We start from the raw sequence: 11,251 nt of genomic DNA, 5'->3' as shown, positions 1-11,251 counted from the left end.
TCTGAAAATGTCCCAGCCCGTAAACGGTGTCGTTCCCGTTACCTAAAGCCTGCATAAAAGACAGGAAGGGGACATATTCACTGAAATCGCCGACAAAGACCAGTTCGCCGACATAACCGGAAAACAGCATCGGAGGACGGCCGTCGTTACGTCGGGGGCCGGGTATTCTCACCCAACGGATATTGGCTTTCATCAATAAGGCCGAAGCGGCACCTTCGAGATAAGTCTCCACTTCCTCCATCGCACGCTGATATAAGCCGACTTCCCCGGGACAAGCATAGAGGGCGGACAGACGGACACCCCGAAAAATAGCCGAACGGACGAATTGATAAAAGCTCGGGAAAGCATTCATTTTATCCTGATAACTCAATGTCCTGTCTTTCTTTTTAGAAGGAACAGCTAATAACATCGGAGAACGAAATTGCAGGCGTACGACCTTTTCTTTCCGCCCGAATTGCTCTTCCCGATAATCTTCCGGACAAACCGGGAAACGCAAGGGCGCTATCTTATCCGAATGCTCTACAGCAATGCGGTTACTCCGTCCCCAACCATCCTTTTCACAAATTTCATGCAGTACCAAAGGAGTTTGCGGGGTCCCGATCCCTTTATTACACATCAGCCTTACCGCTTCGACAAATTCTTTATAATACCGAGAGACCTGACCGATCAGAACCAAAGAGAAAACAATCGTTTCACCTTCCTGCAATTTCAAAGGAAAAGAGAGCATATTTACCGGCGAAAGCACGGCTATAGCAAAAGATTTCGGAAAACCTCCTTTCAGGATCGCGGCCAAAGGATGAGATTCCGGTAAAGGGAAACGTTCTAACTCAGACAACAGACTGTCTCCCTCCGGTGTCTGCACCTGTTCAGCTGCATATAAAAGATTATTACGGATCAATCCTCCCAGCCATCCCTCTATGATTACCTCAGCCTTCGGAGAAATCGATATATCCAATCGTCGATAAGTCAACTTTTTACATATATCCAATAACATAATTCATCAATTAATCTCTAACTTCAGTATCTGCTGTACACCACCAGCATTTAAAACGTTTCCGAAGATATAAATAAATTTATGAATTTCTCGAAATTTTTATAAAAAAGACCAGGAAACAAGGATATTATTTTATAATACTCTTAAAAACAAAATGTTATAAAAAAATCCCCTCCAACGAACCGTTTGAAGGGGAAATTGAAGCATCAAACCGACTCATTATCAGCGAGTCATATATTTCAAATTGACAGCATATAAGATAATAAATAGAAGAGATATAAGGCCCGAAAAGAACATCACAATCAGGACATACATCGAGAATCCGGCAAAATAAGGCAATACAAAAAGAGCCAGAATCTGAGCTGCCGTATAGAGATAAAAACCGAGACGGCGTAATTGAAACATCAGGATTGCCCCCAGCAAACTGATCACACTCAACACCAGGCTTACGACGGCAATCTCCCTGGCATGTACAAAAGTGGCCTGCAGACTCGCCATAGTCGAATTCAGAATATCGGAAAGAACGGCAGATCCGGCCCCCTGGTCCATACTGTTCAGCATGGAAGAATAATGTTCCATCTGCATCGATGAGTCGGTCAATCCGGCTGTAAATACGGAAAATAAATTGGATAAAGTTCCCCAACCACTACCGATAAAAGTAAGAATACACAATACCAATAAAAAAGTCGGGCGCTGAAGCTTGTTCTGCTGTTCTTCAAAAGGATTTTCCATGTTTTTCAATTCTGTTTGTTCACATTCTATTGGGTACAAAGATACAAAATTCAAAAAATATCTAACCGATTACATCACTTTCAATTCAAAACTTTTCAACAAATAAAAGTTTAAAATGCTTTGCTTTGGAAAAGGATTTAGTTTAATTTTGACAAAAATATTTTTAACTACTTAACTATGGAAAGAGATACCGTTATATTTGACCTGATTAAAAAGGAGTGCCAGCGTCAAAAAGAAGGAATCGAACTGATTGCTTCTGAAAATTTTGTGAGTGATGAAGTCATGGAAGCCATGGGATCCTGCCTGACTAATAAATATGCAGAAGGTTATCCCGGAGCCCGTTATTACGGTGGTTGCCAGATCGTCGACCAGACCGAACAATTGGCGATCGACCGGGCATGCAAATTATTCGGTGCCGAATATGCGAACGTGCAGCCTCATTCCGGAGCACAAGCCAATGCTGCCGTATTCTTTGCCTGTATGAAACCGGGCGATACTTACCTGGGACTGGATTTGGCTCACGGAGGTCATCTGTCTCACGGCTCACCTGTCAACCTTTCAGGAATCAACTATAAACCGATCGCTTATCATGTAAAAGAGGATACCGGTCTGGTAGACTATGATGAAATGGAACGCCTGGCGCTGGAACACAAACCGAAAATGATCGTTTCGGGAGCTTCTGCCTATTCCCGTGACTGGGATTATAAACGGATGCGTGAAATCGCCGATAAAGTAGGTGCAATCCTGATGTACGATATGGCTCATCCGGCCGGTTTGATCGCCAAAGGCCTGCTGAACAATCCGTTCGAATATTGTCACATTGTAACGACCACCACGCATAAGACCTTACGCGGACCACGTGGAGGTATGATTTTACTTCCCAAAGATTTTCCGAATCCCTGGGGATTGAAAACACCGAAAGGAGAAATCAAGATGATGTCACAAGTCATCAATTTTTCAGTATTCCCGGGACAGCAGGGCGGACCGCTGGAACATGTCATCGCAGCTAAAGCAGTCGCTTTCGAAGAAGCGTTGTCCGATTCTTATACCGAATATGCAAAGCAAGTGCAGAAAAACGCAAAAGTTATGGCACAAGCTTTCATGGATAAAGGATATAAAGTGGTTTCAGGCGGAACAGACAACCATTGCATGCTGATCGACCTGCGGACCAAATTCCCGGAACTGACCGGTAAAAAAGCTGAAAACACCCTGGTAAAAGCCGACATTACGATCAACAAAAACATGGTGCCTTTCGACAGCCGTTCTCCGTTCCAGACTTCCGGTATCCGTGTCGGAACTCCGGCTATCACAACCCGGGGACTGAAAGAAGAGGATATGAAAGTGATCGTCGACATGATCGACCGGATCCTGTCGAATATCGACGATGAAAACGTCATTGCAGAAGTGAAGAAAGAAGTCAATGCGATGATGAATCCCCGTCCGATGTTCGCCTGGTAATAGGAAAATATAACCCATTAAAAGCTGCCTTAAGGGCAGCTTTTTTGTTTTCCTCTCACTCCAGGATCTTAAAAGCAATATCGAGATAAGCATCCATATCGATCGTTTTCTCCCGGATATATTCGTCACTGCGTTTATGCCCCAAACGAATCACGATAGCATTTTTCTGAGGAATGACGAACATATACTGTCCTCCTAGCCCCCGAAACGCAGGAAACCGCATCTCTTTGTAATGCATAATCCAGATTTGAAAACCATAATAATCCAATGATCCGTCTCCGAATTCATTTTCCAGATATCCGGCTGGGGTTATCGCTTCATTCAGATAAGTTTCGGAGATCAGCTGCCGGCCGTTCCAATTTCCTTTATTCAGAATCAAACGTCCGAGCCGCGCCAAATCCCGGGCCGTCGTATTGAAACAACAATATGTTTTCTCATCCCCGTCTTCCCGGTCCAGGTTCCACAAAGCGTCGTTGCAGGCTCCCAGGGGTTTCCATAATTTTCTTTCAGCATATTCACTGATACTCACCGGGCTATGGACTTTCACTTCTGTCTTAAAGATCCCCCACTCATATTCCTTCTCTTTATGCACCTTATCTAAAGCTGCTTCGAGCACAAATGAAAGTAATTGAGTATCACCGCTTTTATAGGAATACTTTTTTCCAGGTTCTTCGACTACTTTCAAATCCATAATCAAATCCCGGATCCGATCACCATAGTAAGCCTGAGTGGTTTTCGAAATCAGGGCGGTATAGGCTTCATCCCAGTCCAATCCCGAACTCATCGTCAAAAGATTGCGGATCGTAATTTTATCCCCCTCCTCGAATTCAGGCAAATATTTGCTGACTTTATCGTCCAGACTTTCGATAAATCCTTCGTCATAAGCTATGCCGACCAGCAGGCCGACAATACTTTTGGTAGCGGAAAATATATTGGAAAGCTTTTGCGGTGTCCAATCTTCCCGGTATTCCTCATACCGGATACTATCGTCCTGAATGACGAGATAAGCCACCGTTCCGTATTTTTCGAGATACGCCTCTTCGTCGTCGGTCATCCGGTATCGATTGGCGTCCCTGGCCACCGGCCATTCCCAGCAGGAATCAGCTTTTCCCACCGTATCCGACGGAAAAATATAGGTATCCGAAATATCCGGGAACCAGTGAATCAAAGCCTCCTGCATATAAGTCGGCATCAGCAGAAACAGCAGGGCAATCCCCAGAAACAGCAGGGCACTGATTTTTTTCCATTTTCTACTCTTCATATTCCGCCGAACTTTTCTTTAACCTCCCTTTTCACATTCCCTCAAATCCTCGGTTGTCAAACGTTCCGGTAAGAAACGGGTGACATCCCCGCCGTTCAAATAAATATTACGGACAATCGTCGAACTTACAAACGTATGCTCAGTCGAGGTCAGCACAAAGACCGTCTCGATACGTCCGTCCATGGCCCGGTTAGCTTGTCCGACAGCACGTTCGTATTCAAAATCGGCCGCCGTCCTCAGCCCCCGGATAATGATGTGGGCATTCACCTGCCTGCAAAAATCTACGGTCAAACCGAAATAAGGTTCTACCGTCACCCGATCGGTATCTTCAAAAGCCTTTCTAATCAAACGAATACGACAATCCGTATCGAGAAATTCCTTCTTAACGGGATTGACACCGACAGCAATAATAATCTTATCGAACAATTTCAAGCCCCTTCTTACGATCTCTTCATGCCCGACCGTAAAAGGATCAAAGGATCCGGGAAATACAGCAATTTTTTCCATAGTCGAATAAATCAATCCGACAAACATAACGAAACAAACGTTATAAATAAAAGAAAAAGTCAAAAATATTGCCATTCACTTACAATTTAGAAGCAGAAACAAATTCTCACAAACAATTAATGAATTATTTCTATATTTTCTTGCCATTTTATTAGAAGTTGTCGTTTAAATTTAATATGTTTGTACAAATCAAAATAACAAAATACAAACACTCAAGTTATGGCACAAAAATTATTAATCAGAGATCTTACTTTGAGAGACGGCCAGCAATCTTCTTTTGCAACCCGTATGACTCAGCAGCAGATCGACAGGGTATTACCGTTTTATAAAGATGCAAACTTCTATGCAATGGAAGTTTGGGGAGGAGCTGTTCCTGATTCAGTAATGCGTTATCTGAATGAAAATCCATGGGACAGATTGGAAAAAATCAAAGCCGTAGTGGGTAATGTATCCAAATTAACAGCATTATCCAGAGGTCGTAACCTATTCGGATATGCTCCTTACACAGACGAAATTATCGAAGGTTTCTGCCGCAATTCGATCGAATCGGGCTTAGGAATCATGCGTATTTTCGATGCATTGAACGATGTGAACAACGTCAAATCGACCATTAAATATGTGAAGAAATACGGTGGAATCGCCGACTGTGCAGTATGTTACACCATCGACCCGAAATATCCGAAACTGGGTTTACTCGATAAATTGAAAGGTAAAAAGAATCCGGAACCTGTATTTACCAACGCCTATTTCCTGGACAAAGCCAAACAAATGGCTGCCTTGGGAGCCGACATGGTGACCATCAAAGATATGAGCGGTTTGATCCAACCTTCACGGATTGCAGAATTAATTCCGTTATTCAAACAGAATTTGTCTATTCCGGTAGATTTCCATACTCACTGTACCCCGGGTTATGGCTTGGGTGCTGTCCTGATGGCTATCATCAAAGGCGTAGATATCGTCGATACCAATATCTGGAACTTTGCCGGCGGAACCGGAGCTCCTGCTATCGAACTGGTTTATATATTCTGTAAGAAATTAGGTGTCGAACTGGACGTCAACATGGAAGCCGTTGCAAAAATCAACAAAGAGCTTTACGGTATCCGTAAAGAACTGGAAGCGGTAGATGCCAGCAAGCAATTCCCGAATCCGTTCAACCCGTTGACAGACCAGTTACCAGCTGAAATCGACAAAGAATTCGATAAAGCGATCGAAGCTGCCAAAGCAAACAACGAAGAAGCTTTATTGAATGCTTGTCATGCTATCGAGGCTTATTTCAATTTCCCGAAACCCAATGAATTGGTAAAGAAAGCCGAAGTTCCCGGTGGTATGTACAGTAATATGGTCGCTCAGCTGAAACAATTGAATTCTATGGATATTCTGGAAAAAGCTATGGAATTGATTCCGACCGTACGTTTAGCAGCCGGATTGCCTCCTTTGGTAACTCCTACCAGCCAGATCGTCGGTGCACAAGCGGTTAACTGTGCTCTGGATATTAAAGCCGGGAAACCGATGTACAGCAATGTTTCCAATCAATTTGTGAACCTGGTGAAAGGGGAATATGGAAAAACTCCGGTCCCTGTAGATCCCGAATTCCGTCTGAAAATAGCAGGTACCCGCGAGGAAATCCCTTACGATACCAGCAAATACCAAATGCAGCCAAACCCCGAATTACCGGAAGCAGGCGGAGTGAAACTGGCTGCCAATGAGAAAGAAGTATTGTTGCTCGAACTCTTCCCGCAGGTAGCTAAAAACTTCCTGACTAAACAGAAAGTAGCTGCTTATGAAGCACAGCATAAAGCTGACGCACCCCAGGCAGAAAAAGTGGTTGCTGAAGAGAAGAAAAACGAACCGATCACCGGTAAGACAGTAAAAGCACCGATGCCGGGTAGTATTTTACGCTTCACCGTAAAACCAGGCGATACGGTAACCAAAGGTCAGACTGTAGTCATACTCGAAGCCATGAAAATGGAAAACAGTATCGCAACCGACTATGCAGGTACTGTAAAACGTTTGTTGGTAAAAGAAGGTACTACTGTAGCTGCCGATGCTCCGATGATCGAAATCGAAGCTTAATCATTATAAAGTCCATGAAAAATTCTTTCATGGACTTTTTTTATATCCATTCGTCCCAAGCTTTACAAGCCCAATTTGGGAAACATAACCTTTTCGTCCCCCTCGGCCAAAACAGCATCCAGGTCTTCCCCTTCCTGAAGGTAGAGGTTAATATTATTGATCCGGGCAAACTGATGACTACTACGAAAATCCTCATATCTTTCGTCCAATAATTCATTAAAACGGTCTGTCCTTTCTTCCGGAGTCATCTCCTCCCACTCTTCTTCTTCCAGGATATCCAGCAAAAACTCTGCCGCCCAACTTCCCAATTCCTTTTCTTTATTCCAATCCGGCTCGTAACTGTCTAAAACTTTAAAAAGTTCCTGCAAATACGCAGAATCCCCCCACTCTTTATAAACCTGGACCAGATCTTCCTGATCCGGATAAGCTACGGCCAATTCTTCTAATTTTATTTGATCCATACTTTTAGAATATTAATTACTGATTCAAAACTCCGGAAACCTAAAATCCCCCTTCCTATCCTACAGGTAATGCTTCGGATCTTCAAATTCACAATCATTTTGATTTATCAAAAATAATTAAAAATACAGAAATACCAAGACAAAAGATCGGAATTTAAAAAAAATCATACCCCCGGAACAATTAGTATTCAATTCAAAACTTTAACAACTTTTTCGGTATATGAATTTAAAATAGAAACACATACATTGGCATATTATTTGTATTTTTGTATGAGTTATTAAATTTTTCATTTCTACTATCCTATGATCATCGACACAGGCAATATCCTATTGATAGGAGCTGTTCTCCTTTTTTTCAGTATTATCGCCGGTAAGGCCGGTTTTCGTTTCGGAGTTCCCGTTCTGTTATTATTCCTCGGTGTAGGTATGTTATTCGGTAGCGACGGCTTGGGAATACAATTCAATAATCCTCATGGAGCGCAGTTCATCGGTATGATTGCTCTGAGTATCATCTTGTTTTCGGGTGGTATGGATACCAAATACACAGAAATCAAACCTGTACTGGGCCAAGGAGTCATACTCGCCACCCTCGGGGTGGCACTGACAACAGCCATTACCGGTTTCTTTATTTATTGGATTACCGGTCTCGTATCCGATTTTTCTGCTCTCACGCTGACTGAATCTTTGCTAATGGCAGCTGTGATGTCATCTACCGACTCGGCGTCGGTATTTTCCATCCTGCGAAGTAAAAAACAAGGATTGAAAGAACAACTCCGTCCTATGCTCGAACTCGAAAGCGGAAGTAACGATCCCATGGCTTATATGCTGACGTTATTGCTCATCCAAATTATACAAACTCCTGCAGGTGAAACAAACCTATGGTATTCCTTCCTGATGTTTATCGTTCAGATGAGTGTCGGAGCCGTAGCCGGTTTCTTACTGGGAAAAATGGCCGTATGGCTGATGAACCGGTTGAATATCGGCAACCAATCTCTCTATCCCATTCTACTGTTAGCCTGTGTATTCTTTATCTTCTCTATCACCGAGCTGGTGAAGGGAAATGGCTACCTGGCCGTATACATCGCGGGGTTGGTCGTAGGCAATCACAAGATTCAGCACAAGAAAAGCGTCACCACCTTCTTCGATGGATTCACCTGGCTTTTCCAGATCGTCATGTTCCTTACCTTAGGCTTACTGGTCAATCCACGTGACTTGCTGCCCATTGCAGGACTGGGTTTATTGGTGGGTTTTTTCATGATCATTCTGGCACGTCCCATCAGTGTCTTTTTATGCCTGGCTCCTTTCAGGCAAATGAGTACCAAAGCCAAAGTATATGTTTCCTGGGTCGGTCTCCGGGGCGCCGTTCCGATCATTTTCGCCACCTATCCGCTGATCGCCCAGATTCCCTATGCTTCCCTGATTTTCAATGTCGTATTTTTCATTACGATCGTATCTCTGTTGATCCAGGGAACCACAGTCAGCTATATGGCTAACTTGTTGAACTTATCGGAAAAAGAACCCAAACAAGGTAATGATTTCGGCATGGAACTACCGGAAGAAATCAAATCGGCCATGTCAGAAATCGAAGTTGCGGACAACCTGCTGGCCAACGGAAACCGTCTGATGGACCTGAGTCTACCGGACAATACACTGGTAGTTATGGTTAAACGGGGAAATAACTTTTTTATCCCAAGAGGAGGTACCGGTTTAGATATCGGTGATAAACTTCTTGTTATCACAGACAATGACGAAGAATTAATGAAAACCTATAAAAATTTAGGTATCAACGAATATATGATTCAAAAAAATTCATAAGATAGTCCGGGCATGATGAGATATATTCTGATCGGATGTTGTTTCTTTTGCAGCCTGTTCCTGTCTTCCTGTAACAGCACGAAACGACTCGGCCAAACGGCGACTCAGACGAGCCAACTATCCCACCAACTGGGTTTTAAAGTCAATCGTAAAGACGATCTGCGTCTTTTTTCGGAAGCGGCCCGATGGCTGGGAACCCCTTACCGCTATGGAGGTAGCACCCGGAAAGGAGTCGACTGCTCCGGGTTGGTGAATCAGATTTACAAACAAGTCTATCATCGATCCCTCGAACGTTCCAGTAGTGGTATAGCCACCCGCAACTGCCGTAAAATCATGAAAAGCGATTTAAGTAGTGGTGATCTCGTATTTTTCAATACTTCCCGGAAAAAAAGAAAAGGAATAAACCATGTCGGCCTATTCCTTAAAAACGGCTATTTTATCCATGCTTCTACTTCCAGGGGAGTCATCATCAGTAACCTGAAAGAAGATTATTACCGAAAAACATGGAAACAGGGAGGAAGAGTAAAATAAGCCTATTTCAATAATCTCTTCAGAGTCTGCATCAGCTCTTCCTCTTCGATCTCGCCATTCCATCTCCAAAGTTGTTCTCCGGCTTTGTATATCATCATCAAGGGGACAGCCTGCACCTGATAATAATCTACCAACCGCCGGTTAGCCGGATCATCGATATCGAAGCATTGCAAATTCAAATGCTTGTTATTCTCCAGCTTCCGGACGATAGGTAACATTTTACGGCAATGCGGACACCAACTCGCATAAAACATCACAAAAACCGGCAAATTTCCTTTGATCAAAGCCCATAAATTCTCCATAAATACTCTTTTTTAATAAATAACCATTCATTCAAATAATAATATTTCCTCCGTCTATGATTTCCCACTTCCCATCGATTTCGATCGAAATAATCATTTTTTCATCTGTCTCAAATTCTATACTCAACCGGGTAATCACTCCGGGAATCAAATGCAGACGCTGATCTTCGATCTCTATAGGGGTGACCTCGTTTCCTCCCTGCATGCCGATGCTCAGATAAGCCGTTTTATCCCGGTAAGTCGGGAAAGTATTCACTCCGAACCAATAATCACCGATTCCCTGATTGTCAAATCCGATTTGCTTGGTAATATGTGTAGTACCGCCCAAAATAAAATCGGTAGATACCGTAGCTGCAATATCTCTCACCGTCACCTCTATCCCCGTAACCCAGGCCGGTGGGTTCGTCAATTGAATTTCCAAACGCGACACCATCATCTGTAGCCCCACCGACACCGAGTCCTTCGAAGCTTCTACCCTTGAAGTAGCAGCCAGCAATACCGGAGGTTCTTCATGATCCACAATCGAAAACCAGGCTTGCAATTCCCCTTCCCGAAAAGTCCAGTTAAGTTCTTTCGGATCGTACAAATTGGCAACGAACAGATACCAACGGGGTGGTGTTTCTGAAGCTACCGGAATAACCGGATGCTGGCGACAATAAGCATAATCATACCGATAAGAAGAAGTAATCGCTGTTTCGTCGAAAAGAAACAAATCCAATTGCTCGACAAAGAAATAATAAGACCGGTATCCGGCAAACTCTCTCCCTTCGAAAACATAAGGAACTGCCTGCATTTTAAAAAACAAATCTGCACGGCAATCTTCCATGTTGTCATGTTCCCGCAGACAAGCTGTCAATAAAAACATACATAAACCGATCGACCAAACAGCTTTCATTTGTTATCAGGAATTAGCGGTATATCGGGTAAATATTTATTTTCCCAATAATCAAAAATAAAATAAGTCACCGCCAGATTAAAGCTGAGCCAAGCCCCGGGATCGTCATTAATCGTAGCAGTTAGCCGGATATATTTATCGGGTCGAAAAATCAACGGAGGCATATCTTTGGTTTTCTCCTGTCCGGCCTGTGTGATAAACGTTAACTGAAACGGAGAAGAA

12 protein-coding genes are annotated in these 11,251 nt (G+C 43.3%); 4 read left to right on the top strand and 8 right to left on the bottom strand.

The window, feature by feature from the left end:
• Positions 1-994 (bottom strand): CRISPR system precrRNA processing endoribonuclease RAMP protein Cas6 (cas6, locus tag WS34_RS12750; RefSeq protein WP_286693772.1); only part of this gene is annotated, 994 nt, incomplete at its 3' end.
• Between the two features lie 222 nt (positions 995-1,216).
• A complete protein-coding gene (locus WS34_RS12745) occupies positions 1,217-1,726 on the bottom strand; it encodes a hypothetical protein (protein ID WP_046405230.1) in 510 nt (169 codons plus the stop codon).
• A 177-nt stretch (positions 1,727-1,903) separates the two neighbouring features.
• Between WS34_RS12745 and glyA the strand changes: the two genes are divergently transcribed.
• Positions 1,904-3,184, top strand: a complete 1,281-nt coding sequence (gene glyA / locus WS34_RS12740) for a serine hydroxymethyltransferase (RefSeq protein ID WP_046405229.1) — start codon at positions 1,904-1,906, stop codon at positions 3,182-3,184.
• A gap of 55 nt (positions 3,185-3,239) precedes the next feature.
• Here the strand turns inward: glyA and WS34_RS12735 are convergent, their stop codons facing one another.
• Positions 3,240-4,445 (bottom strand): serine hydrolase domain-containing protein, encoded by a 1,206-nt coding sequence (locus tag WS34_RS12735; protein WP_046405227.1) that lies wholly within the window; start codon positions 4,443-4,445, stop codon positions 3,240-3,242.
• Between the two features lie 18 nt (positions 4,446-4,463).
• Positions 4,464-5,027, bottom strand: a complete 564-nt coding sequence (gene coaD / locus WS34_RS12730) for a pantetheine-phosphate adenylyltransferase (RefSeq protein WP_229053301.1) — start codon at positions 5,025-5,027, stop codon at positions 4,464-4,466.
• Positions 5,028-5,171: 144 nt separating this feature from the next.
• On the opposite strand from coaD, the gene WS34_RS12725 reads away from it, so the two are divergent.
• Entirely contained in the window at positions 5,172-7,025 is a 1,854-nt protein-coding gene (locus WS34_RS12725) for a biotin/lipoyl-containing protein (protein ID WP_013611851.1), read from the top strand.
• 62 nt (positions 7,026-7,087) lie between these two features.
• Here the strand turns inward: WS34_RS12725 and WS34_RS12720 are convergent, their stop codons facing one another.
• The gene (locus WS34_RS12720) at positions 7,088-7,486 is read right to left on the bottom strand and encodes a hypothetical protein (RefSeq protein ID WP_013611852.1); all 399 of its coding nucleotides are present in this window, start codon (positions 7,484-7,486) and stop codon (positions 7,088-7,090) included.
• A gap of 303 nt (positions 7,487-7,789) precedes the next feature.
• Here WS34_RS12720 and WS34_RS12715 point away from each other — a divergent pair, with 303 nt between their 5' ends.
• Together WS34_RS12715 and WS34_RS12710 are read left to right on the top strand one after the other, a co-directional pair.
• Positions 7,790-9,301, top strand: coding sequence for a potassium/proton antiporter (locus WS34_RS12715; RefSeq protein WP_013611853.1), 1,512 nt, complete (start codon positions 7,790-7,792; stop codon positions 9,299-9,301).
• Between the two features lie 12 nt (positions 9,302-9,313).
• The gene (locus tag WS34_RS12710) at positions 9,314-9,832 is read left to right on the top strand and encodes a C40 family peptidase (RefSeq protein WP_013611854.1); all 519 of its coding nucleotides are present in this window, start codon (positions 9,314-9,316) and stop codon (positions 9,830-9,832) included.
• A gap of 2 nt (positions 9,833-9,834) precedes the next feature.
• On the opposite strand, the gene WS34_RS12705 is transcribed toward WS34_RS12710, so the two are convergent.
• The 3 genes from WS34_RS12705 to WS34_RS12695 all read right to left on the bottom strand — a co-directional run.
• Positions 9,835-10,134 carry a thioredoxin family protein gene (locus tag WS34_RS12705; RefSeq protein ID WP_013611855.1) on the bottom strand — a complete coding sequence of 100 codons (300 nt, stop codon included), beginning with the start codon at positions 10,132-10,134 and terminating at the stop codon, positions 9,835-9,837.
• 31 nt (positions 10,135-10,165) lie between these two features.
• Positions 10,166-11,029: a hypothetical protein gene (locus WS34_RS12700; protein ID WP_013611856.1), complete on the bottom strand. Its 864-nt coding sequence runs from the start codon at positions 11,027-11,029 to the stop codon at positions 10,166-10,168.
• Positions 11,026-11,251: hypothetical protein (locus tag WS34_RS12695; protein WP_046405224.1), on the bottom strand; the 226-nt coding region annotated here is incomplete at its 5' end. The genes WS34_RS12695 and WS34_RS12700, both read right to left, overlap by 4 nt.

Origin of the sequence: Odoribacter sp. N15.MGS-14 (assembly GCF_000980245.1) — a bacterium.
In the GTDB taxonomy this organism is placed as follows: Bacteria; Bacteroidota; Bacteroidia; order Bacteroidales; family Marinifilaceae; genus Odoribacter; species Odoribacter splanchnicus.
The sequence above is the reverse complement of the archived record's forward strand: the minus strand, read 5'-3'. Positions and strand labels throughout refer to the sequence as shown.